Raw genomic sequence first — 23,986 nt, 5'->3', positions numbered from 1 at the left:
CTTCTCAATGGAATACTCGCACTACGAAGAAGTGCCGCAGGACATTGCAAAGAAAGTTATTGCACAGGCACAGGCAGAAAAAGAAGCAGAAGAAGAATAATATCTGCAATATACAAAAAAATCGCCGGATTATTCCGGCGATTTTTTTGTCCGGAAACGTTTGGCAAAACGCACGGTAAAACGGTAAATACGCAAAACTGCGGATTGTATGCTCATAAGTCGTTTGTGCTATAATGGGCTAAAGATTTGGAGGCAGGACTATGAACGATAAGGTTATGTCAGTACTCAGGGCAATGCAGGTGAACGAAATCACCGAATATCATATTTACAGTGCGCTTGCGGAAAAACTTAAGGGAGAAAACGCAAAGGTTATGGCGTTAATTGCCGAAGCGGAGCGCGGACACGCATACGTCTGGAGCAAATACACGCAGACGGAGCCCGAACCGAACAAATTAAAGGTGCTCTATTTCAGATTTATAGCCAAGCTTTTCGGCGTTACTTTTGTTCTGAACCTTATGGAGAAGGGCGAACAGAACGCGCAGTGGATTTACGCCGAGATTGAAAAGGAAATTCCTGAGGCGTCAAAAATCCGTCAGGACGAAGAGGAGCATGAAGAATCGCTTATTGCGATGATTGACGACGAAAGGCTTAAATATACCGGCTCAATTGTTCTCGGACTGAATGACGCTCTTGTAGAACTGACGGGCGCCCTTGCCGGATTCACCTTCGCGCTCGGAAACTGCCGGACAATAGGAATGGCAGGTTTTATCACCGGAAGTGCCGCCACTTTTTCAATGGCTGCCTCGGAATATCTTTCCAAAAAGAACGACTCCGGCGAACAGCATCCGCTGAAGGCGGCGGTTGTGACGGGCGGAACTTACCTTGCCGTTGTCATTTTCCTTCTGCTTCCGTATTTCGTATGCAGCTCTCCGCTGCTTGCGCTTGCCCTGTGTCTCGGAACGGCGGCGCTGATTATCTGGACGTTCACGTTTTACGTTTCTACGGTGTACAAAAAACTGTTCTGGCCGGAATTTCTTGAAATGCTCTGCATCAGTTTCGGCGTAGCGGTTTTCTCTTTCTGTATCGGCTGGATTGCGCAGAAATTTCTCGGAATAGAGGTGTAGAAAATGACTGTAAAGGTTTATTCGACTCCGACCTGCCCGTGGTGCGACAAGGTTAAAGAATACCTGACTTCTAAAGGCGTTTCGTTTGAAATTGTGGACATTTCTTCCGACAGGGGCGCGGCTATTGAAATGATAAAGAAAACGCGCCAGATGGCGGTTCCAGTTACCATGCTTAACGATGATTTTGTCGTCGGCTATGATACGGCGGGAATTGACGAACTGCTGAAAAAAGCCGGAATACAGGCATAGTTTGAGTATAGCGGCGGAGTTTTGACAGATTTTTCATCATAAGAAAAGACGGTGAACGCAATGGGTGATTTCAGTTTTCTGTTCGGCGGAGCTTTTGGAAATTCAAATATTTCCGAGCTTGAAAATAAATACGGCGCAGCGTGTGAGGCGGCGGCTGAGCAGCTTTTCACCGCCAACGCAGAAAAAACAGGCTTTGGCTGGCTTGCGCTTCCCGACGGAGCGGATGACGAAATAAAATCTGCCGGAGAATGGCTTAAAGGTTTTGAAGCCGTCGTACACATAGGAATAGGCGGTTCCGCTTTGGGCAGCCTGATGCTTAATCAGGCTCTTTGTGGCGTTATGCAGGGAAATCTGTCTCCCGAATACTATGTCGCTGACAATCCTGATCCACAAAAGCTTCTGGAAATTTACGACAATGTTAAAAATAAAAAAACGGCAATAGTCTGCGTATCAAAATCTGGGCAGACGGCTGAAACTATGACACAGTTTTTGTGGCTCTGTTCAAAATTCTGCAAAGGCGGAAATTACAAGGACAGCGTGCTTGTAATAACGGATAAAAAGAAGGGGCTTCTCAAGGCTTTTGCGGACGAGACAGGCTGCAGAATGCTTGTTGTTCCGGACAGCGTCGGCGGGCGCTATTCGGTGCTTTCTTCCGTGGGGCTGGCAGGGGCTTACGCCGTTGGGATTGATACTGACAAACTGCTTTCCGGCGCGAAAGACATGCGCGAAAAGCTGCTTGCGGAACGCAGCATGAAAAATCCGGCATGGCTGTACGCCGCGCTTCACAGATACCATGAAGAAAACGGAAAAAATATGGCTGTTGTAATGCCGTATTCAAGCAGCCTCGTCTGTTTTGCGGAATGGTTCGCGCAGCTTTGGGGCGAGAGTCTCGGCAAAAACGGAACCGGAATGACCCCTGTTCGCGTCTCAGGCGCAATAGACCAGCATTCGCAGCTCCAGCTTTATGCCGAAGGTCCTGATGACAAGGTTATAACGGTTATAAGCCTTAAAAACAACTCGGAGAAAGTGTTCATACCAAAACCGCAGAGCAAAGCGCTTGCGGGGCTTGATTTCTTTGAAAACACGGAACTTGGAGACATACTTTCGCTGGAGGCAAAAGCAACGGCAGCCTCTCTTATGAAATCAGGACGTCCCGTAATATGGCTTGAACTGGACAGACTGGACGAGTTTGCGCTCGGCGGACTGATTTTCTTCTTTGAATACGTTACGGCTTTTACAGGGCTTCTTGGGAGGATAAATCCGTTTGACCAGCCCGGAGTTGAACAGGGAAAACGCTACACCTATGGACTGCTTGGGCACAAAGGCTACGAAAACGAGGCGGAAGAAGTAAAAACGTGGTTTGCAAAAGCGGGCGAAACGGCTGTAAAACTTTAATCTTATCAGTTATTTTGTCGTCTTGCGGAAATCGGCAAAGCGGATTATAATAGATAGCGCTTTTGACTTGGGCGGTTAACTCAGCGGAAGAGTGTCACCTTCACACGGTGGAAGTCGATGGTTCGAACCCATTACCGCCCACCATTTATTGCAGTGCAATCCGGAGGTTAAAATGGCTCAGCAGCAACCTGAAGGAGTTTATCTTTACATAAATGAAAACGGTGCCCGCTACGTGGCGGTTGTTGACGCTTTCGGCATGGTCAATATGATACCGTGGAAACAACCTGGAGAGGTTGAGCCGGTGCTTGAGAAAAGCTGGAACCTCAGCGGAGAGTTTATGAAACTTAAAATAGCCGAGCAGTAAAACCGGACGCAAGCCGGTTTTATTTTTTACAAAACAACAGCTTTTGTGTAAAATAATACAATGCTACGTTGGGAGATGAACGCACATGCTGCGCTTTACCAAAATGAACGGCAACGGGAACGATTTTCTTGTGCTGGACAACAGGGAACTTAAGTTTTCCGCCGAAGAAATGAGCAGAATGGCGCAGAAACTGTGCCGCAGAAGAGAGGCAATAGGTGCCGACGGCATTTTGGTTGTTGAGCCGTCCGCCCGCCTGGACTTTACAATGCGTCTGTTCAACCGCGACGGTTCGGAAGGCGAAATGTGCGGCAACGGAGCACGGTGCCTTGCCCGTTACGCTTTTGAAGAGAAAATCGCCGGAGCTGAAATGTCCTTTGAAACGCTTGGCGGAGATCAGCACGCCGTGGTGGACGGAAAACTGGTTGCGCTTGATATCGCGCCTGTCTGCGCCAAAGACGCCGTTTTGGAGAAAACGTATCAGGACGACATTGCGAAACTGACATACAGCTATCTTATCGTGGGTGTTCCGCACGTTGTCGTGTTTGAAAACTCTGTGCGTCCCGACGAAGAATATACTGCCATAGGACGGCGCATGCGCAGCTGCCTTGAACTTTTTCCGCAGGGCGCAAATATAAATTTTGCGGTAAAACGCCCCGATGCCGAAAACAGCTATACTGCCGTTACGTACGAAAGAGGCGTTGAAGAACTGACGCTTTCCTGCGGAACAGGCAGTGTCGCGATTTCAATAGCCGCGTATCTCACGGGGCGCGGCGGAGAAACAGCTGAAATTCACAATCCCGGCGGAATAAACCGCGTCAGGCTCGTACGCTGCGAAGACGAAGTTAAACCGACGCTGGAAGGTCTTACGGTGCGTGCCGGAGAAATTTCGGCAACAGAAGAAATATTGTGATTCAATTTTACAGGAGGTAACTGTTATGCCCATGCCTAAACCCTGGTGGCGCGAGACTCTTGAAACTGTACTTTGGGCGCTTGCGCTTGCTTTAGTGCTGAGAACCTTTGTTATTCAGGCGTTCTGGATTCCGAGCACGTCAATGGTTCCTACGCTGGAAATCAGCGACCGCGTACTGGTGGCAAAATTCTGGTACTACCTGCCCAAGATCTCCCCGAAACGCGGACAGATTGTCGTTTTCAAATATCCCCAGGACACCAGAAAAGATTACGTCAAACGCATTATAGGGCTTCCGGGCGATACAGTTGAAATGCGCAGCGGCATCGTGTACGTGAACGGCAAAGAACTGTTCGAGGATTATGTTAAGAATACGGATGACTACACTATGCCTATGATTACTGTTCCGGAAAAAAGCTATTTCTGCCTTGGAGACAACAGACCGAATTCGCAGGACAGCCGTTTTTGGGGCTTCGTTCCCCATAAATACCTGAGAGGTCCGGCAGTAGTGCGCTACTGGCCGCTGAACAGAATAGGCATACCCAAATAAAATGGGCCGCACAGTCTGGTTCCCCGGACATATGGCAAAAGGCAGGCGTCAGCTTGAAGCGCTTGCCAAAAATCTTGACCTGATTATAGAGGTGCGCGACGCGCGCGCGCCTTCTCTTACTTCGTCGCCTCTTATCAGGCTTTTCGCCGGCAGCATAAAAACCGCAGTCGTTTTATCGAAGGCAGATCTTGCCGACGAAAAAATCAGCCGCCTCTGGGTGGCAGAACTGCGAAAACAGGGACTTCTCGCATGGGCTCTTGACCTTCGCAAGGGCGGAGTTCCACAGCTGAAAAAATCTCTTCTTGCTTTAAAACCGCAGCACCGCGATCTGCGTCTGGCGGTAGTCGGAGTTCCAAACGTCGGAAAATCAATGCTTATAAATCAGCTCGCAGGGCGCAGAAGCGTCCCCGTAGGCGGCATACCCGGAGTTACAAAAGGCGTTTCCTGGATTAAGGGCGACGGCTTCCTTCTTGTGGATTCTCCCGGTATTCTTGATCCTCACGGGGACGCGGGGGCGCAGAGAATTATCTCCTGGATAGGAGCTTCGCGCGGAGAGGTTATCGGCAGCATGTCGGAACATGCCAAACAATGCGCCGAATTTTTGATTTCGCACGGGCTTTGGACGCCTGTTGAAAACGCGTGGGGAATTTCTGTGGAAGGAAACGGCAGCGAAATAGTTGACAAAATAGGCCGCAGGCTCGGCAAACTTGTCGCCGGCGGGGAAGTGGACTGCGAAGCCGCCGGAAAAGCCATGCTCAACGCTCTCGCGGCAGGAAAATTCGGCAGAATGAGCTTTGAAAAGCCGGGGGATGCCCCGCTTTGGGAGAGCCTTAAATGAATTATCCTGTCATTGCCGGAACCGATGAGGCGGGCAGAGGACCTTTGGCAGGTCCAGTAGTCGCTTCTGCCGTTATTTTGACCCGCGAACAAAGAAATATTCTTATTGCCGAGGGTTTGAGAGATTCCAAAAAGATGACGGAAAAGGCGCGTGACAGGCTGTTTGAAACAATATGCCGCATAGGCGTGGTGTGGCGTGCCCAGGCTGCCACTCCGTACAGAATTGACAGAACGAACATACTTGCCGCGTCGCTCTGGTGCATGAGGCGTTCGGTAGAGCAGCTTCCCGTGTGGCCTGACCTGACGCTTGTGGACGGCAACCGGAGAATTCCCGGACTTATGTCGGAACAGAAATGCATTGTCAAGGGCGACGACAAAGTCCCCGCAATATCGGCGGCTTCCGTTGTGGCTAAGATTCTGCGCGACAGGGTTATGCTTGAACTTGACAAAATATATCCCGAATACGGTTTTGCGGGGCACAAGGGCTATCCCTCCGCCATGCACAGGGAAATCCTTAAAAAGCTTGGTCCGTCTCCCGTGCACAGACTGTCTTTCAGGGGAGTTGTACTGCAGAATGAGTCTTGAACGCACGCTTGAAAAAGCCCTTTCGTTTTTTTCGTCCGTGCCTGTTGACGTCACTATTGACGACAGCGCTCCCGAACATCTGAAAACGGGAGTACGGGGCGAAAATCTTGCGGCGAAATATCTTGCGTCGCTCGGTTACAGGCTTCTTGCGAGAAATGCGCGCTCGCGTTTCGGCGAAATTGACATTGTTGCGCGTGACGGGGAAGATATAGTTTTTGCCGAAGTGCGCACCCGTTCCGTGGGAAAAATTCTTCCGGCGGACAGAACAGTCGGTCCCGACAAACTGAAGAAACTTGTCCGCGCGGCAAGAATATGGGTCTCGGAAAACAATTACGAAGGCTTTTGGAGAATAGATTTGGTTGCCGTTACAATCAATCCTGACGGTCAGACGGAAATTGAGCATATAAAAGATATTACGGAGGGGATACAATGAATTCCGTGGCAGGCGTTACACTTCAGGGTATAAAGGCGTTTCCCGTAGAAATTGAAGTTGAGACCACCGGAGGCCTTTTCATGATTTCCGTTGTGGGACTTCCGGATACTGCCGTTAGGGAAGCCCGCGAAAGAGTGCGTGCAGCCCTTCGCTCCGTGGGAATCAAGGTCAAGGGGCGCGTGGCGGTTAATCTTGCGCCTGCGGACATTCCCAAGGAAGGCGCTCTGCTCGACCTTCCGATGGCTGTCGGAATAGCCTGCTCTCAGGCGGGGCTAAAGGTAAAACAGCCGTCGCTTTTCCTCGGTGAGCTTGCCCTTGACGGGCGTCTCCGCGCCGTAAGGGGAGCTGTCCCCGCCGCGTTTCTTGCGAAAGAAAAAAATCTTGTGCTTTACGTTCCGGCAGACAACGCGGAAGAAGTCGGGCTCGTTGAAGGGGTTACAGCCTATGCCGTACCCGATTTGAAATCGCTTCTCGGACATCTGCGCGGGGAATCTGAGCTTGGCAGAATAGGACGCACAATGCCTGCTGACAGCGTGCCTCCGGCGGATCCAGATCTTTCCGACATAAAAGGACAGACGGTTGCAAAACGCGCGCTTGAAATTGCCGCAGCCGGTCACCACAACATACTTTTTGTAGGGGCTCCGGGCTCCGGCAAAACAATGCTTGCCAAGGCGCTGCAGGGCATTCTTCCGCCGCTTTCCAACACCGAAATGATGGAAGTTCTGCAGCTGACCAGCACCGCCGGAATACAAATGCAGAATCTGAGGCAGAGACCGTTCCGTTCCGTCCACCACACGGCGAGCGCCGTTGCCATTTGCGGAGGCGGGGCAAATATGCGCCCCGGCGAAATCAGCCTTGCGTCAAGAGGCGTACTTTTCTTTGACGAATTCCCCGAATTTTCGCGCGATGTGCTTGAAGCCTTGCGTCAGCCGCTTGAAGACGGTTATATGACAGTAAGCCGCGCCGCCGGAAGCGTTGTTTATCCTGCAAAAGTGCTGATGGTTGCCGCCTGCAACCCGTGTCCGTGCGGTTACGCTGGAGACCCTGTGGAGCACTGCACCTGCACGCCGTCGGCGATAGCCCGTTACAACAGAAAGCTTTCAGGACCTATTCTGGACAGAATAGATCTTCATGTTTCAGTTCCGCGCCTTACGCCGGAAGAGCTTGTCGCTATTGAGGGAAAATGCGGCGAAACAAGCGCGGAAGTCCGCAAGCGTGTGACAGCGGCGAGAAAAATTCAGGCTGAGCGCTGGGAACAGTTCGGTTTCCAGTGCAATTCCGAAATTCCCGAAAGACTTCTGCGCCGCAGCGCGAACATAAAGCCTGAGGTAAAAGATTTTCTGCTTGCCGCGGTGAACAGGGTAAGGCTGTCAGGCAGAGGCATTTCAAGAGTTCTGCGTGTTGCGCGGACTATTGCAGACATAGAAGCTTCGCCGAGAATTGAAATTCAGCACGTTTCGGAAGCTCTCAGCTACAGGGAGGGCGAGGTGCTTTCATGGATGAAAAACTAAAAGCTTTCCTGCTTTTAAACAGTATAGGCGCCGATCTGCGCGCGTGGAACAAATTCTGCGCGGCGGAAACGGAACCGTCAGCACTCTGGAAAGACACTGAACGTTTCGCCGGAACGCTCCTTACCGCAAATGCCGCGGGACGTCTCATTGAGGCGGAGAAAAACGGCTGGGCGGAAAAAGAATACGACAGCTGTTCCGCTTTCGGAGCAACGCTTATTGCATACGGTTCTGACAGCTATCCGAAAGCCCTTCGCGATTTGAAGGACGCGCCTCTGGTGCTTTATTTTAAGGGCAGTACGACTGCTGTTTCAGGGAAAACGGTCGGGGTTGTAGGCACGCGCCGCGCGACCTCGTACGGCAAACAGGTGGCTTACAACATAGGAAACAGGGCAGCGTCCGAAAATACGCAGGTTATAAGCGGGGGTGCCGCCGGAATAGACGGACAGGCTCATTCAGGCTGCTGCAATGCAGACGGTACGACCTTTGCAGTTTTGGGAACGGGCGTTGACGTCGTATATCCTTTTTCAAACAAAGAACTTTTTGAACGCATAAAAGAAAAAGGCGCGTTAATTTCTGAATTTCCTCTCGGAACGCAGGGTGAAGCATGGCATTTCCCGAAGAGAAACAGAATAGTCGCGGCTCTTTCAAAAAGAATAGTCGTTGCCGAAGCGCCTGAAAAAAGCGGCGCCATTATCACCGCCCGTCTCGGGCTTGAACTCGGCAGGGAAATCTGGGCGGTGCCGGGCAGGATAACGGAAAGTACGTCGGAAGGAACGAACAAACTGATATTTGACGGGGCGTACCCGCTGATAAGTCTTGACGCGTTCTTCGGCAGAAAAGCTGTGCAGATAGATTTTGAAAATTTGCAGGAGACGGCTCCGCAGTTTCCCGAATTAAACGAAACGCAGAAAAAAATACTGAAAACGATAGCGGGGGAAAATGACCTGACTGTTGACAACATCGCGGTTATTTCCGGCATTTCCGCAGGAGAAACGCTTAAAACGGTCTCGCTGCTCGCGGCTTTCGGGCTGATAGAAACGTCTGCCCCCGGACGCTACGTTCTTTCGCGGAACAGATAATTTGAAAAAATACTGTTGACAGGATATCATTTAGATAGTTAAATATTTCGCCGTCAGCACAGAACAAGATATTATATTCAAGAGGTAACAGGCATGGCTGAAAAAAAAGCAAAAAGCGCAGACAGCACGAATAAGTCTGCTGTTAAAAAAACGTCGGCAAAAGCGGAAACAGCAAAGAAAACAGCTGTGAAAAAAACTGCCGCAAAAAAAGCGCCCGCAAAAAAAACAAGTGCAGGCAAAAGCACGGTTAAGCGCGGTGTGCCGAACTGCAGCGGAAAGACTCTTGTGATTGTCGAGTCTCCGGCAAAGGCGAAAACGATATCCAAAATTCTCGGCAGCAAGTACGAGGTTCTTGCGAGCGTAGGACACGTCAGAGACCTTCCCAGAACGCGTATGGCGATAGACGTTGAAAATAATTTCGAACCTGATTACGTGCTTGTACGCGGCAAGGGAGATTTGGTAAAGACACTGAAAGAAGCCTCAAAACAGGCGTCAAAAACGCTGCTTGCCTCTGACCCTGACCGCGAGGGCGAAGCGATAGCGTGGCATCTTGCAAGTTTGCTGGATATCGACCCCGCGTCAAAATGCCGTATCAGAATGCATGAAATCACTAAAAACGGCGCGGAAAAAGCAGTGGCGTCGCCGGATAACATAAACCTTGACCTCGTGAACGCGCAGCAGGCAAGACGCGTGCTTGACCGTCTTGTCGGCTACGAGCTCAGTCCGCTGCTTTGGAGAAAAGTCAAACGAGGGCTTTCCGCAGGGCGTGTTCAGTCAGTTGCTCTCAGAATTGTATGCGAGAGAGAAGAAGAGATAGAAAATTTCCAAAAAGAAGAATACTGGAATATAGAAGTTGAAGCCTCTGCGGACAGCAGAAAATACAAACTCAAAGTTGTTAAGTATCAGGGAAAAGAATTTAAAATTCCGAACAAAGCGGAGGCAGACAAGGTTAAAGCGGCGCTCAAAGCGGGACAGCTGACCGTAAAAAGCTTTGACACGAAAGAAAGTATGCGTAAAGCGCCTGCACCGTATAAAACCTCGACGCTTCAGCAGGATGTTTCTTCAAGGTGCGGCTTCGGGCCGCGCAGAACAATGCGCATAGCGCAGAGCCTCTATGAAGGCGTGGAACTTCCGGGCAGAGGCGCGACAGGTCTTATCACCTACATGCGTACGGACAGTCTCCGGCTTGCGCCGGAAGCGGTTTCGGCAGCGAGAAGCTTCATAGAAAAAACTTACGGCAAGGCGTTTCTTCCTGCCAAAGCCAACCTTTACCAGCCTGACGAACGCGCGCAGGACGCGCACGAAGCCATACGCGCCACGGATGCTTCCATTACGCCGGATTCGATAAAGGAATATCTTACGCCCGAACAGTACAGCGTCTATAATTTAATATGGAAACGCTACATAGCAAGCCAGATGTCGGACGCCAGAATAACAAAAAATACCATCACCTGCGCGGACAGCGGCTATACGCTTCAGCAGAGCGGCAACGTCGTTGCCTTTGAAGGCTGGGGCAGAGTATATCCGTTATCCGTCGCCGCCGTGGATTTGCAGCCAGCAAAAGAGGGCGAAATTCTCTCTGTTGACAAAATTTTTGCCGAACAGAAATTTACACAGCCGCCTGCGCGTTATTCCGAAGCAGGGCTTATCAAAATTCTTGAAGAAAAGGGAATCGGCCGTCCTTCAACCTATGCGACGATAGTTGAAACGCTCTCGGCACGCAATTACGTGGAGCACGGCGAGGACAAAAAGCTTGCGCCGACGAAGCTCGGCAGAACGGTGAATTCCTTCCTTCTCAAATATTTCAGCGGCATAGACAACGTCGGTTTTACTGCTGACATGGAAAACAGTCTGGACAAAATTGACGACGGCGCTCTTGAATGGAGAAAGCTTGTCGGAACGTTCTGGAAGGATTTCAAACCTCTGCTTGACGACGTGGCTAAAAACGGGGAGCCGATGCACCTCGAACCTGAATACACCGGCGAAAACTGTCCGCAGTGCGGAAAACCGCTTCTGAAACGCAGCGGGCGTTTCGGCGAGTTTATAGCCTGTAGCGGATATCCCGAATGCAAATATACGGCAAACGTTGTAAAAACCACAGGAATTAAATGCCCGAAATGCGGCGAAGGCGAGCTTGTGCGCCGCCGCGCCAAAAACGGAAAGGCGGCAGGACGTTTCTTCTATGCCTGCACGCGCTATCCGGACTGTGATTACGTAGCGTGGAAGCTTCCGCAGGAACTCGCGGCAAAGCTTGCCAAAAAGAAAGAAACAGAGGACGGGAATGTCTCAGACATGTAACGCAACGGTCATCGGCGGAGGGCTTGCAGGTTCCGAAGCCGCATGGCAGCTTGCGCAGCGGGGCATTAGAGTAACGCTTTTTGAAATGCGCCCGCAGAAATTTACTCCCGCGCACAGGACAGCCCTTTTGGGCGAGCTTGTGTGCAGCAATTCTCTCGGAGGCGACAAACCCGTAACCCCTGCGGGGATTCTGAAACAGGAACTGCGCGCTATGAAAAGCTTTATCATGGACTGCGCGGAACAGAGCCGCGTGCCTGCCGGAAACGCGCTAGCGGTTGACAGGGAAAAATTTGCGGCTCTGATTGACGAAAAAATTTCACGGCATCCGAATATTGAAGCAGTGCGTGAGGAAATCACAAAAATTCCCGACGGCTGCGCGATTATCGCCAGCGGTCCCTTAACCTCGCCTGACCTTGCAAAAGAAATAGGAAAACTCACGGGCGAAAAATTCCTCTATTTTTACGACGCGGTTGCCCCTGTTGTCACCCTCGAAAGCGTTGACATGACGAGAGCGTACAGGGCAAACAGATACGGCGACACAGGGGACTATATCAACTGTCCCATGAACGAAGAAGAATATTCCGCGTTCTGGAATGAGCTTGTCAGCGCAGAAACGGCACCGCGCCACGAATTTGAAGATGAAGAAATAAAGCATTTTGAAGGCTGTCTGCCGGTAGAAGTCATAGCAAAACGCGGTGAAAAAACGCTGCTCTTCGGACCTCTGCGCCCCGTGGGGCTTGAAGAAAAAGACGGTCAGCGCCCGTGCGCGGTCGTTCAGCTCAGGCAGGACAATTTGGAGGGAACGCTGTACAACCTTGTCGGTTTTCAGACAAATTTGAAATGGGGAGAACAGGAAAGGGTTTTCAGAATGATTCCCGCGCTTGAAAACGCTGAATTCGTGCGAAAGGGTGTAATGCACAGAAATCTCTTTGTCTGTGCGCCGGAGGCGCTTGACGGACATCTGCGTCCCGTTGGAAAAGAAAATCTTTTTCTTGCAGGGCAGATTACCGGAGTGGAAGGCTACGTTGAAAGCACGGCAATGGGACTCTGCTCGGCACTGTTCTGCTTTGCGCAACTCAGCGGGAAAAAACTTCCGGAATTTCCCGAAGAAACGGCAGTCGGCTCACTGCTGAAATATCTTAAAACCGCCCTTCCTGAAACGTTCCAGCCAATGAACGCCAACCTCGGAATAATGCCAAAACTTCCCGGAAAGAAAATTCACAAACGCGCGGAGCGTTGCACGGCGTATGCCGAACGCTCTGAAAATGCATTGCGAAGCTTTATGGAAGAAAACAGCAATTTATTTGATTAAATCTCCGGCACCGGAGATTTTTTGTTTTGTTGTATATTTTATGAATTTTCTAAATATTTCTTGAAATGTGAGCAAATCAGAGTTAGAATACGCTCATGGAAAACATTGAGGAAGCAATCAGAGCCTTTACGGCGTATATGAAGTCAAGAGGGCGTTCGGAGAACACCCTCATAAATTACGCGAGCGATTTGGAGCAGTTCGCGGGGTATCTGAAAGGGCAGGGAATTACAAAGACTGCCGAAATTGACAGGGATTCGATAAGAATTTTCCTGAGCAGCATACTCGGTGTCGGTTCCAAAAAGAGTTCCGCTTCGCGCAAGCTTTCCGCCGTGCGGGGTTTCCTGAAATGGCTTTCCCTGAGGGGTTTTATCCAGAGCGACCCTGCCGAGGGGCTTAAGGGTCCGAAAACCGACAATTCCATACCGAAAGCCATATCGTATGAGGATACTGTGCGGCTGCTTACGGAAGGGCCGGACGAGGGCAAAAATTTTATGCGCGACAGGCTGCTTCTTGAGCTTATGTACGGCTCAGGTCTCCGCGTTTCGGAAGCTGTCGGGCTGAACTGGGACGATATTGAGCTTGACGAGCGGATGCTGCGCATTGTCGGTAAGGGAAGCAAGGAAAGGCACGTTCCGTTCGGAAGCGGCGTTCAGAGACTCTTGGAGGACTGGGCGGCGGCGACCGGCGGCGACGGCGCGGTTTTTAAGTCCGGTAAGTGCAATGCGGACAGGCTCACCGTCAGAACCGTGCACAGAATAATTCTCAAAGCCGGCAAAAAACTCGGCATATACGGAATTTCGCCGCATACGCTGAGGCACTGCTTTGCGACTCACATGCTTGAGCACGGGGCTCCTATGAGGGTGGTTCAGGAACTGCTCGGACACGAGAGCATAGCAACTACGCAGAAATATCTGCTTATCACGACGGAACAGATAAAGAAAAGCTACATGCAGGCTCATCCGCGTGCGAACGGATAGTCTGACGAAAGGACTGACAACTTGTGAATACTACGCCGAAAGAACTAATAGACGCAAGACCGAAACTGCTTGACCCTTCAGCGATGCAGGATCTGCTTGAAAAAACGAGGATAGTCAGCAGGGAGCTGCAGTCTGCCGACGTCAACAGTCCCGTAGATTATCCGAGACTTGCGAGGCTGATGTCCGACCTGTCAGCCGCGAACGTTTATATTGTAAATACCGAGGGCACGATACTAGGACATTCCTTTGTCAGCGCATACGACTGCCCTATTATGGACGCGATTTTGGAGAGGGCATTGCTGCCGGATCAGTACGTAGAACGTTTGAACAGATTGCGTGAGTCGGTTTTGAATTATTCTGACCACGGCTTCTGTGCTTACGACCCGAAAGAAAACTGTACCTATTCAAACAAACATTCAATCTACGTTCCCATAAACGGCTCCGGAATACGGCTGGGAACGCTTATCCTTGCCCGTTTCGGCTGCGAGTTTGACACGAGAGACCTTGTGCTTGCGGAATATCTCGGTACGGTTGTCGGGATAGAGTTCCTTAACGAGCGCAGCAAAAAAATCGAAGAAAAAGGCAGGGAGCAGCTTGTGGTTCAGATGGCGATGCGTGCGCTCTCTTTCTCCGAGGTTGAGTCAATGCGCTGCATAATGAAGGATTTGAAAGGCAGAGAGGGAATAGTTGTGGCAAGCTCCGTAGCTGATAAAGCCGGTGTTACGCGCAGCGTCATAGTCAACGCTCTGCGCAAGTTAAGCAGCGCCGGAATTATTGAAAGCCGCAGTCTCGGAATGAAAGGAACCTACATAAAGGTTCTCCGCGAAACATTTATTGACGAACTTGGCATAAAAAACAGAAAATAATGCTTGAAATTTAAAAAAATGTGCTAAAATCTGCTCATAAAAAGCATGGAGGCTCGTTTGGACATGGCGGAACAAACCCATGAAGCAAAGGAAGTCAGGATAGGCGAAACGGTAACGGCAAAGGTGGAACACGTTGCTGCTTACGGCGCTTTTGTGCGTCTTGCCGGCGGACAAAAGGCTATGATACACATATCGGAGCTTTCCCACAACTACGTGAAGAAGGTTGAAGATATCATAGCCGTAGGTCAGGAAGTAACGGCAAAGGTTATCAAAATTGACGACAAGGGGAGAATTGACCTTTCAATCAAGGCTCTGCAGGTCAGAGAGCCTTTGCCGCAGAGAGGAAAGCCGGAAGACGATTTTGAAAAGAAGCTTTCAAACTTTATGAAATTCAGCGACGAAAAAATTGCCGACCTCAACGGCAAGACTAAGGACCCGCGGGCATCCAGAATGCGGCGCGGCGGCGGATATGCCGGAAAAGATTATTAAGGACGTGTCCGGTCCGGAGGAGTTCTCTCCTCCGTTTTTTTGCACTCCTCTTACCGGAACCGACAAAAAAATCCTGCTTTTGAACAGCGCGTCGCGCAATTTTGACACGGGATTTGTGCTTGGCGCCGCTGTGCGCTGTAAATGGGGTTTCCCACAGGTGCTTGCGTGTGCTCCGTTTATGTCGGACGGCACGCCGTTTCCCACCGTTTTCTGGCTTGTGTGCCCGTATCTTGACAAACGCTGTGCGGAGCTTGAAACGGAACACAAAATACCCGTGCTTGAAAAAGAACTGGAAAACAACAGGGAAGCGGTTGAAAAATGGCATAAGGAATATGCGGAGCTTCGCAGAAGACTGCTTTCGGACAGCGAAACAAAAAATATCGCGAACTGTGACGCCGTAATGGAAAGCTTTGACAAAACGGGAGTAGGCGGCATAAACAGACTGAAAAAGCCCTGCACCGCAAAATGCCTGCACCTTCAGACAGCAACTATGCTTGCGTGGAAACACCCTGCCGAAGCGTGGCTGAGAATGGAACTGGGCTGTACGGAATGTCCTGATTCGCAGTGTAATTGCAAACTGTTGGCTGAAAATATCCTGCCTGAATAAAAAATATTCAATAAACGGTTGACATTCCGAAAAATTAATGTAAAATATTCCCTCGTGGTGATTGAGTCGTTAGCTCAGTTGGTAGAGCATCGGACTTTTAATCCGAGGGTCTGGGGTTCAAGTCCCCAACGACTCACCAGTTTGCGGTCCTATCGTCTAGCGGTCTAGGACACAGCCCTTTCAAGGCTGCGACACGAGTCCAAATCTCGTTAGGACCGCCATTTTTTTCAAAATGGCGTTGCCGGTGTAGCTCAGTCGGTAGAGCAGCGCACTCGTAATGCGCAGGTCGGTGGTTCGAATCCACTCGCCGGCTCCATATTGATTAGACAGTCCGCTTTCAGAGCGGACTTTTTTGTTGACATTCAATCGGAGCAGAGATTATAATTTATCCGTAACGTTTGTTTTGCATACACTCACAAAGCGCAGCGGGACGGCGTCAAGGTTCCCGTACGCTGTGCCGTATCGGAGTTGATGTTATGAGTACGTTTGTCGTGGGACCCAAGATATACGTAGGTGACGGAGCTCTGCCCGAAGTTCTTAAGGACAGAAAATGCGTGTTTATTGTCACGGACAAATTTATGCACGAAAGCGGCAAAGTCAAATGCATAACCGATACTTTGGACGCGGTAGGCGCCAAATACTGCATATTTTCCGACATTAAGCCTGACCCCGATATTGAGGTCGTCGTTTCCGGAATGAAGCTTCTGCTTGAGCATGAAGCGGACAGCGTTGTCGCTTTGGGCGGAGGTTCGGCAATAGATACCGCTAAGGCGATACGCTACTTTGTAAATCTCAACAAACCTGTGACGGAGCACTGTTTCTTCTGCGTTATGCCGACAACGAGCGGCACGGGCTCCGAAGTCAGCAGCTACGCGGTTATTACCGACAGCGCCAAGCAGATTAAATATCCGCTTGAAGACGAGAGGCTTTTGCCCGACGCGGCAATTCTTGACGCCTCTCTGGTCGTTTCCGTTCCGCCGAAAACAACGGCTGATACGGGCGTTGACGCACTCACGCACGCTGTTGAGGCGTTCGTTTCGACAAATCACGCGCACTGCTCGGACGCAATGGCTGAAAAAGCCGTTAAGCTTATCTGCAGAAACCTGCATGAAGCTTACATACATCCTGACAATATCGAGGCAAGAACAGCGCTTCACGTTGCCTCCTGCCTCGCCGGAATTGCGTTTAACAACGCAGGGCTCGGCTTGAACCATGCCTGTGCCCACGCGTTCGGCGCGAAGTTCCATATTCCGCACGGACGTGCCTGCGGTATTTTCATGCCGTACGTTATGACCTTCACGGCAGGCTGCAACAAAGACCTTACGGGAACGGCAGAACGCTACGCTGAGCTTGCCGCCGTCCTTAATTTGGACAAATCCACGACAAGACAAGGCGCACTGAGCGCCATACGCGCCATACGCGGACTTTTGAAGCGCATAGGTATTCCTGATTCCATAAAGGACGCCGGAATTGACCGCCGCGAATTTGACGAAAAGCTTGATTCCATGCTGGACGCCGCTCTTGCCGACGCGACCATGGAAACAACGCCGGTGAAACCGACGAGGGAAGACCTCAGGGGACTTTTCAAAGCGGCGTACAACGGCGTATATTAACTCACGGAAAACAGCGGTGGTCTGCCTGCGGCAGATGTTGCCCGCCGGAAATAAATGTGAACTTACAGGCAGCAATATAAAAGGAGACGTTACTGATGGTGTATATCCCTCCTGACAAGGAAGACGAATTCAAAACCAAGCAGCAGAGCGAACCCAGACCGGGCGTCGCAAGGCCTAATGACGAGGGCAAACAGCGCGTCATAGAAGAATTTGTCCCCGGCAAGCAGATTACAATGGCGCACATAATTGCGAGCCCCGACGCGCACCTGTATCAGAAACTCGGGCTCATCGACAAAAAAGGCGCTCTCGGAATTTTCACGATTACCCCGGGCGAGGCGGCTATAATCGCCGCTGATATCGCCACCAAAGCGGGCAACGTCAAAATTTGCTTTGTTGACCGTTTCAACGGTGCTTTGATTATAACCGGCACGGTTGCCGACGTTCAGGCGTCGGCTCAGGACATCAACAGAATTCTGCCGGAGCTTATGGGCTTTACCCCGACCGTTATTACCAAAACCTAATGAAAAAGCTTATCCTTGTCGGAAAAACACAGTGCGGTAAAACTACGCTGACCCAGCGCATACTGAATGAAGATATAAAATATCACAAAACGCAGGCGCTGGATCTTGTAGGAAAATTCATTTACGACACCCCCGGCGAATATCTCGAAAAGAAATTTTACAGAGGCGCTCTCTTTGTTGCCGCTGCAGAGGCGGATTTGATGGTGTTTATGCAGTCTGCCGCCGACAAAGACACTACCTATTTCCCGCCCATGTACAGCGCTCTTTTCCCGAAACCGATTATCGGCCTTGTAACGAAATGCGATATAGCAACGCCTGAGCAGATAGAAGCAGCCAAGGTTGCACTCTACGAAGCCGGAGTTCCCGCGGAAAAAGTGTACGTCATCAGCTCTGTCACGGGCGAGGGCTTTGACGTGCTTCTTGACGAAATAGGCGTTACCGACGAAGACATAAAAGAAATGCGCGAGGCAGAGCGCTTAAAACTGCTTGAGGAACAGGAATAAACATGGCACAGAACCCTATCAGCATTGTCATAGCGGACGATGAACCTATAACGAGAATGGACCTTCACGAGCTGCTTTCCGCCGCAGGCTACAAAATTGTTGCGGAAGCAGGCGACGGCTTTGACGCGCTTGAAGCGTGCCGCAAATTCCGTCCCAATCTTGCCCTGCTTGATATAAGAATGCCCCTGCTGGACGGACTTTCCGCGGCGAAAATGATTTCTGACGAAGACCTTGTGGACACCATAGTTATCCTGACAGCCTACCGTGACGTGGAATTTATCAACGACGCGAAATCAATAGGCATAAGCGGCTACCTTGTAAAGCCGATAGACGAAAAATCCCTGATACCGAGCATTGAAGTAATGGTGGAACGCGGACGCGAATTCAAAAAACTGCGCCGCGAAATGCAGAGAACGTCAAACCGCCTGAACAACAGAAGCACGATAGAACGCGCCAAGGGACGTATCATGGAAGAACAGAACATGTCCGAAAATCAGGCGTACACCTACATACGCGAAATGAGCCTTGAAAAGGGACTTTCAATGCGCGACATATCCGAAATTATCCTGAAAAGCAAAAAACTCGGCAGCTGATGGAAATAGAGAAAAGCATTGCGGCGCTGTGCCGCTATTATACTGATTTAAGAAGAGAAGACGTCCGTTATCTTGAAGGAATGTCGGTTGTGCTGAAAACGCTTGCCAACCTCCAGGATGCGGACGTTTTTATTGACTGCCCGACAAGGGAGGGGGACGCGATAGTCGTCGCCGAAGCGAAGCCTGACTACGTGCCGTCCTCCTACCGCAAAACCGTTGTCGGGCTGCTTGCCAAACCGCAGAACGAGCCGGCTGTCGCAAGAACCCTGCGCCTCGGCGTTGCCACAAAACAGATGAAAGCCCTGACACAGGAGAATACCCACGTTATACAGACGGTTGAGCCGATAAACAACGAGGGGCGCATAATCGGCGTCCTTATCTGCGAGCAGCGTGTTGACGAAGAACGTACCCAAAACAGCGAAACGCTGCACTTCTCAACAAAAAGCTACAGAAAAATAGCCCGTGCCATAACCCACATGACGGCGGACGACGTCTGGCTTACGGAATGTATAGACGAAGCGCTTGTCCTTGTTGACAAAAACGGCGTGGTTTCCTACCGCAACTCGCTTGCGGAAAAGCTGTACAAAAAGCTCGGCTTTGTCAAAGACATACTCGGACAGCAGTACAAAAATATCTCGCTTGTTTCCGCGGAACCTCCCGAAGAAGACGACGGGGGAATGACAGAAACGCAGGTAAGCGTCGGCGAACTGTATCTCGCAGTCCGCAGAATAGCCCTGAACCCCGGGAAAGACCACAGCTTTGCGCTTGTTGTCAGGGACATTACAGAACAGAAAGAAAGAGAAAAAGAAATAATCCTCAAATCCGTTGCCATACAGGAAATGCACCACCGTGTAAAAAACAATCTGCAGACCGTTGCAAGCCTTCTGCGGCTTCAAATCAGGCGTGCGTCAGACCATGAAACGCGCAAGGTTCTTCAGGAAAGCATGAACAGAATACTGACGATAGCCGTTACGCACGAAATTCTGTCGCAGGTCGGCGTTGACAGCGTAAATTTAGGCGAAGTCATAGTAAATATCCGCAACAACACAATGAGATACTTCGCGGACAGCGGAAACAACGCAAAAGTGGAAGTAACGCTTGAGGGCGATGATTTCAAAGTTGACGCCAACACAGCCACCTCCATCGCACTTGTTGTCAACGAACTGCTGCAAAACTCCCTCGAACACGGCTTCAACGACAGGGAAAGCGGCATGGTACGCATAGTAACGAAAAAGGGCGAACTGTACTCGTCCATACAGGTTATAGACAACGGCTGCGGATTTGACACAAAAGACAAAACAAAAGTCAACCTTGGGCTCAACATTGTCAAGGCTCTTGTAAAAGACAAACTTGGCGGCAGCTTTACGCTGAACTCAGACGGCGGCGGAACCCGCGCCGAATTTGACTTTAAAATCATATAACCGCGATTAAACCGCCCCTGCGGGGCAAAGATGCTGGATCCGCGCTACGGCTTGCGCCGTCCGCAGAAAGACGGATATAAAGCAACAGGAAATACAGAGCGTTCAGCAGGAATACAGGGGCGCTTGTTTCACGGGTGAAAAACACTTGCTAAATTTGTCAAAATTGTTACAATAGTCTTGCAATGTTTTGAACATTGCTGTACGGTAATTATTAAGGGAGAAAAGGCAATGGACAAAAAAACTTTAGGAATTATAGGAGTTCTGCTTATTATTATTTCCGGCTGTTTGTATTCTGTATGCAGTTCGGCAGGCTGGCTGGATGACGATACAATTACAATAGGTTTCCTCGGAGCATTTACAGGAGACCAGGCTTCCTACGGAATAAGCGAATACAATATGGCACAGCTTGTTGTTAATGATGTCAATAAGGCAGGCGGTGTTCTTGGCAAACAGATTAAACTTATTCCTTACGACACAAAAACAAGAAGCAAAGACGCTGTAAAAGCAGTTCGCAGAATGATAAGAAAAGACGGCGTATGCGCAATTCTCGGCGCGAATGCAAGCGGTATCAACATTGCGACAGCGCCTGTCGTCAACAGAAAAAAAATACCTCAGATTTCAACAGTCGGCACAAACCCGCTTGTTACGGTTGACGAAAACGGCAAGGTTCGCCCCTACTCATTCCGCGTCTGCTTCACCGACACGTATCAGGGCGCTCTTGCGGCGGAACTGATTTACGGCGACCTCGGTTTTACAACCGCGGCTGTTCTTTATAACGCCGGCTCGGACTATGCGCAGGGACTCCGTGAATTCTTTGTCAAAAGCTACGAAAGCTGCGGCGGCGAAATCGTTGCCGACGAGAGCTACCGCGATACGGACACTGACTTCAGCGCGCAGCTCACGAAAATCAAAAATTCAGGCGCCAGAGCGCTCTTCCTCCCAGGCATGGGCAAGGATATGGCGCTCATAATCAAACAGGCAAGAGAACTTCAACTTGACGTAACAATCGTCGGCGGCGACGGCTACAGCGAAATGATGAACAAAATCGCAGGCAATGCGATGATCGGCACCTGCTGGATTAGTCATGCGTATCTTGACGACCCGAACATAAAGCCGATTTTTGAACGCTACAAAGAGGTTTATAAAGAGGAATGCGAAGAGTTCATCAACGGCGTAATGGCTTGGGACGGAACAATTTGGCTTCTCAATGCAATCGAACGAGCAGGCAGCACAGACGGAACGGCAATCGCGAAGGCACTTGAAGAAACAAAAGACCTCAAACTGGCGCACACCACGCTCACCATCGACCCCGAAACGCATGACCCGCTTGACAAGGCAGGTATCTTCCTCAGAGTTGACGGAAGCCTCAAAACACAGTTCTACAAAAAAGTTGAACCGAAATAAGCTTTACAGCAATCTGCAAAACGGCTTGGGAAAATTTTTTATAAAATCCCAGGCCGTTTTTTTGCGGCGGCTGGAATTTGGGCAAAAGTACAAAAATCCGCCAAAATACGCAGTAAAAAATCGGTAAAATTGCTTATAAAAAAAGCAAAGAAAAGTGTTGCGGATTAGTGCGGAAGTATTATAATAACATTGTGTAACGAAAAATTTTCGGAGGCGCTTATCGTGCGAAGCAATCTCAAAAAACTATTTTCAGTCCTGATCCTAATCGGCGCTGTCTTTGCCTTTGTCTCGCCCGTCTTGGCAGCGGAAGTTTTTAAAACATTGAGCCTAATGCCGCGCGTTAACGGGAAAAGCAGCACGACAGTATTGTACAACGGCGACAAATGGGCAAAATTTTCGGACACCAAGCTGCTTAGATATGAGATTTTCGACAGCACTGAAAGCGAAAGCTTCTACGTTGACGGAAAAGTCAAAGCTTATGCCTCAACTATATCGGACGCGAAGGAAAACAAAATAAACGGAGGCTGCTCCCTGCTGAGTTTGCAAGAGGCAGAATCCTTGTCTAAATCTGCCAGACGTTTAGGGGAAGATTGGTGGCTTGCCACAAAGAGATGGAGAACCGTAAGATATTTTGTGGACGATGAGGGAGATATAAGTGATTCCAATGTAGGTATCCATGGTGTGCGCCCCGTTCTGAACTTGAAAAATGCGGACAGCATATTTTTACTCAGCGCAGTCAAGGGAGGCGCCAAATCAGGCGAAGCTGGAGTTATGCAGACGTCTGCGGAAGACGCGGGAGAATACAAGATCAGCTACAAGGACGATACGCTTTCCGCGCCGTCTGACGGCACGGAAAACGACATCTGCAGATTCAACGCAGGCGGCGATTCATTTTTCCCGTGCCGCGATACGGACAGAATTATTGCCCTTGCCGGAAGCGACAGCGCCTCGGCGACAGGCTACGCCGTGGTGAAAAAGAACGAAAACGGCATTAGCCTCAACTTTGACGGATACAATGCGGAAAACAGGAATATATACCTGCACAAAGAAATAATCGGCGCCAAATACGACTGTCTGAGCGCTGCTTCGCTCGTGTTGAAAAACACGAAATACGAAAACGGAAAGCTTACCGCCCTTACGCTTGACAACGCTGTCAAAGCGGGCAATATACTGCTTATGTGGGGCTTTAACCTGTCGCTTGAAGACAAGAAAAGCTACAAACAGACCATAACGGTTTCAGGAGATAAAGACATTCTTACCGGTTTAGGCGGACAAGGCGCGAAAATAACCGGCATAACAACAATTTTGCCATACAACGAACTTGTCTGCAAGGGCAGAGTGACGCTTACGGAAATTAACTACAATCCCGACAAAGGCGATCTTGACGAGGGCGGAAAAATAACGGCAGCCGGAGGCTCGGTACTGACGCTTGAACGTCCGTATTTTACGCTGCCGCTGAAAACCGAAATTTCTGTTGAAACCGGCGGCACGGTAATCAACTACAGAGACGAAACGTTAGCGGTGAAAGACGGCGGAAAAACAGTGCAGCTTCCAAGCGGCTATTCCTACACGGGCGGCAGCGAAACGCCTATTCCTGTGTCTCACATCGATTATGATTGGGATGAGGGTGAGGGTGAGGAAGAAACAAAATCCTCATCATCAGGCGGCTGCAACGCAGGATTCGGCGCATTGGCATTGCTCGGTGTCCTCGGGCTGTTTTACAGGAAGAAAAATTAAGCGGTAAGCATTAAGCATTAAGCAGTAAGTAAAACTTCAAAGCTAAAAGCAAAAAACAAAAGCGAAAAGCTATAAATTGGAAGCATTAAGATATAAGCTAAAAACTAGAAGCGGAAGGGCTTTTTCGTCATGGTCTTTGTCTCTCCGCAATGCTTGAATATGTGGCACAGCGGCTTAAAAATCCTTGATTTTTGAATGAAAAGACAAAGGCAGAGACACCGAATACCCACAGAGGCACTGCGGTATGACAGCGGGTGAGACGATAGATTCTACGCTACAGCTTGCGCCGTTCGCAGAAAGAACGATGATTCAAAGTTTTTCATTCGTAATTTGTAATTGCTTTCTCTTGCTATACTATATATTTCTTCACGTAGGGTATCCGGTTAAGCAGTGCCGAAGCTGCGAAAGAACAGACAAAAACGGCAAGCGCGATCGCCGGAATCAGAAGCAGCGGGCATCTGTCCGTGACTATCCCCATACGCTGAAACCAAATGTCAAAAGCCGCATGGGCAAGATACGCGCCGAAGGTGCAGTCGGACAATTTACGGATAAATTTACCTGATTTCAGATTATATTTGGCGAAAACAAAGAGGGCTGTTGCGACAAAAAGA

At 50.0% G+C, this 23,986-nt stretch carries 25 protein-coding genes and 4 tRNA genes; 28 read left to right on the top strand and 1 reads right to left on the bottom strand.

Annotated features, from left to right (window positions below):
* Window positions 1-260 precede the first annotated feature (260 nt).
* The 28 genes from KBS54_07375 to KBS54_07240 all read left to right on the top strand — a co-directional run bounded on the left by KBS54_07375 (window position 261) and on the right by KBS54_07240 (window position 23,375).
* Window positions 261-1,124: a VIT1/CCC1 transporter family protein gene (locus tag KBS54_07375; protein ID MBQ0055939.1), complete on the top strand. Its 864-nt coding sequence runs from the start codon at window positions 261-263 to the stop codon at window positions 1,122-1,124.
* Between the two features lie 3 nt (window positions 1,125-1,127).
* Window positions 1,128-1,373 (top strand): glutathione S-transferase N-terminal domain-containing protein, encoded by a 246-nt coding sequence (locus KBS54_07370; GenBank protein MBQ0055938.1) that lies wholly within the window; start codon window positions 1,128-1,130, stop codon window positions 1,371-1,373.
* Between the two features lie 60 nt (window positions 1,374-1,433).
* Window positions 1,434-2,768, top strand: coding sequence for a glucose-6-phosphate isomerase (locus tag KBS54_07365; GenBank protein MBQ0055937.1), 1,335 nt, complete (start codon window positions 1,434-1,436; stop codon window positions 2,766-2,768).
* Between the two features lie 69 nt (window positions 2,769-2,837).
* Window positions 2,838-2,912, top strand: a tRNA-Val gene (locus KBS54_07360).
* A gap of 28 nt (window positions 2,913-2,940) precedes the next feature.
* A complete protein-coding gene (locus KBS54_07355) occupies window positions 2,941-3,132 on the top strand; it encodes a hypothetical protein (protein ID MBQ0055936.1) in 192 nt (63 codons plus the stop codon).
* An 85-nt stretch (window positions 3,133-3,217) separates the two neighbouring features.
* Window positions 3,218-4,042 (top strand): diaminopimelate epimerase, encoded by an 825-nt coding sequence (dapF, locus tag KBS54_07350; GenBank protein MBQ0055935.1) that lies wholly within the window; start codon window positions 3,218-3,220, stop codon window positions 4,040-4,042.
* Between the two features lie 31 nt (window positions 4,043-4,073).
* Window positions 4,074-4,589 carry a signal peptidase I gene (gene lepB / locus KBS54_07345; protein MBQ0055934.1) on the top strand — a complete coding sequence of 172 codons (516 nt, stop codon included), beginning with the start codon at window positions 4,074-4,076 and terminating at the stop codon, window positions 4,587-4,589.
* Window position 4,590: 1 nt separating this feature from the next.
* Window positions 4,591-5,427: a 50S ribosome-binding GTPase gene (locus KBS54_07340; GenBank protein ID MBQ0055933.1), complete on the top strand. Its 837-nt coding sequence runs from the start codon at window positions 4,591-4,593 to the stop codon at window positions 5,425-5,427.
* A complete protein-coding gene (locus KBS54_07335; GenBank protein ID MBQ0055932.1) occupies window positions 5,424-6,011 on the top strand; it encodes a ribonuclease HII in 588 nt (195 codons plus the stop codon). Before KBS54_07340 ends, KBS54_07335 begins: the two co-directional genes overlap by 4 nt.
* Window positions 6,001-6,444 carry a YraN family protein gene (locus KBS54_07330; GenBank protein MBQ0055931.1) on the top strand — a complete coding sequence of 148 codons (444 nt, stop codon included), beginning with the start codon at window positions 6,001-6,003 and terminating at the stop codon, window positions 6,442-6,444. Before KBS54_07335 ends, KBS54_07330 begins: the two co-directional genes overlap by 11 nt.
* Window positions 6,441-7,955: a YifB family Mg chelatase-like AAA ATPase gene (locus KBS54_07325; GenBank protein MBQ0055930.1), complete on the top strand. Its 1,515-nt coding sequence runs from the start codon at window positions 6,441-6,443 to the stop codon at window positions 7,953-7,955. Before KBS54_07330 ends, KBS54_07325 begins: the two co-directional genes overlap by 4 nt.
* Entirely contained in the window at window positions 7,940-9,034 is a 1,095-nt protein-coding gene (gene dprA / locus KBS54_07320) for a DNA-processing protein DprA (GenBank protein MBQ0055929.1), read from the top strand. The genes KBS54_07325 and dprA overlap by 16 nt, the downstream gene beginning before the upstream one ends.
* 93 nt (window positions 9,035-9,127) lie before the next feature.
* Window positions 9,128-11,332 carry a type I DNA topoisomerase gene (gene topA, locus KBS54_07315; protein MBQ0055928.1) on the top strand — a complete coding sequence of 735 codons (2,205 nt, stop codon included), beginning with the start codon at window positions 9,128-9,130 and terminating at the stop codon, window positions 11,330-11,332.
* Window positions 11,316-12,644 carry a methylenetetrahydrofolate--tRNA-(uracil(54)-C(5))-methyltransferase (FADH(2)-oxidizing) TrmFO gene (gene trmFO, locus KBS54_07310; GenBank protein ID MBQ0055927.1) on the top strand — a complete coding sequence of 443 codons (1,329 nt, stop codon included), beginning with the start codon at window positions 11,316-11,318 and terminating at the stop codon, window positions 12,642-12,644. Before topA ends, trmFO begins: the two co-directional genes overlap by 17 nt.
* Before the next feature lie 95 nt (window positions 12,645-12,739).
* The gene (locus KBS54_07305) at window positions 12,740-13,621 is read left to right on the top strand and encodes a tyrosine recombinase XerC (protein ID MBQ0055926.1); all 882 of its coding nucleotides are present in this window, start codon (window positions 12,740-12,742) and stop codon (window positions 13,619-13,621) included.
* Window positions 13,622-13,704: 83 nt separating this feature from the next.
* Window positions 13,705-14,487 carry a GTP-sensing pleiotropic transcriptional regulator CodY gene (gene codY / locus KBS54_07300; protein MBQ0055925.1) on the top strand — a complete coding sequence of 261 codons (783 nt, stop codon included), beginning with the start codon at window positions 13,705-13,707 and terminating at the stop codon, window positions 14,485-14,487.
* 63 nt (window positions 14,488-14,550) lie between these two features.
* Window positions 14,551-14,976: a S1 RNA-binding domain-containing protein gene (locus KBS54_07295; GenBank protein ID MBQ0055924.1), complete on the top strand. Its 426-nt coding sequence runs from the start codon at window positions 14,551-14,553 to the stop codon at window positions 14,974-14,976.
* Entirely contained in the window at window positions 14,957-15,583 is a 627-nt protein-coding gene (locus tag KBS54_07290; protein ID MBQ0055923.1) for a DUF501 domain-containing protein, read from the top strand. Before KBS54_07295 ends, KBS54_07290 begins: the two co-directional genes overlap by 20 nt.
* 63 nt (window positions 15,584-15,646) lie before the next feature.
* A tRNA-Lys gene (locus tag KBS54_07285) sits at window positions 15,647-15,722 on the top strand.
* Between the two features lie 6 nt (window positions 15,723-15,728).
* Window positions 15,729-15,804 (top strand) — tRNA-Glu (locus KBS54_07280).
* Window positions 15,805-15,823: 19 nt separating this feature from the next.
* A tRNA-Thr gene (locus KBS54_07275) sits at window positions 15,824-15,899 on the top strand.
* Window positions 15,900-16,059: 160 nt separating this feature from the next.
* Window positions 16,060-17,196, top strand: a complete 1,137-nt coding sequence (locus KBS54_07270) for an iron-containing alcohol dehydrogenase (protein ID MBQ0055922.1) — start codon at window positions 16,060-16,062, stop codon at window positions 17,194-17,196.
* A 95-nt stretch (window positions 17,197-17,291) separates the two neighbouring features.
* Window positions 17,292-17,717 carry a BMC domain-containing protein gene (locus tag KBS54_07265; protein MBQ0055921.1) on the top strand — a complete coding sequence of 142 codons (426 nt, stop codon included), beginning with the start codon at window positions 17,292-17,294 and terminating at the stop codon, window positions 17,715-17,717.
* The gene (locus tag KBS54_07260; protein MBQ0055920.1) at window positions 17,717-18,220 is read left to right on the top strand and encodes an ethanolamine utilization protein EutP; all 504 of its coding nucleotides are present in this window, start codon (window positions 17,717-17,719) and stop codon (window positions 18,218-18,220) included. Before KBS54_07265 ends, KBS54_07260 begins: the two co-directional genes overlap by 1 nt.
* 2 nt (window positions 18,221-18,222) lie before the next feature.
* Window positions 18,223-18,813: a response regulator gene (locus KBS54_07255; GenBank protein MBQ0055919.1), complete on the top strand. Its 591-nt coding sequence runs from the start codon at window positions 18,223-18,225 to the stop codon at window positions 18,811-18,813.
* On the top strand, window positions 18,813-20,234 hold the full coding sequence (locus tag KBS54_07250) for a sensor histidine kinase (protein MBQ0055918.1): 1,422 nt from the start codon (window positions 18,813-18,815) through the stop codon (window positions 20,232-20,234). Before KBS54_07255 ends, KBS54_07250 begins: the two co-directional genes overlap by 1 nt.
* Window positions 20,235-20,462: 228 nt before the next feature.
* Window positions 20,463-21,638, top strand: a complete 1,176-nt coding sequence (locus KBS54_07245) for an ABC transporter substrate-binding protein (protein MBQ0055917.1) — start codon at window positions 20,463-20,465, stop codon at window positions 21,636-21,638.
* Window positions 21,639-21,968: 330 nt separating this feature from the next.
* The gene (locus KBS54_07240; protein MBQ0055916.1) at window positions 21,969-23,375 is read left to right on the top strand and encodes an SYNERG-CTERM sorting domain-containing protein; all 1,407 of its coding nucleotides are present in this window, start codon (window positions 21,969-21,971) and stop codon (window positions 23,373-23,375) included.
* A 349-nt stretch (window positions 23,376-23,724) separates the two neighbouring features.
* Here KBS54_07240 and KBS54_07235 read toward each other — a convergent pair.
* On the bottom strand, window positions 23,725-23,986 hold a 262-nt coding region (locus tag KBS54_07235; GenBank protein MBQ0055915.1), incomplete at its 5' end, for a hypothetical protein.

This window comes from Candidatus Equadaptatus faecalis (assembly GCA_018065065.1).
In the GTDB taxonomy this organism is placed as follows: domain Bacteria; phylum Synergistota; class Synergistia; order Synergistales; family Synergistaceae; genus Equadaptatus; species Equadaptatus faecalis.
The sequence above is the reverse complement of the archived record's forward strand: the minus strand, read 5'-3'. Positions and strand labels throughout refer to the sequence as shown.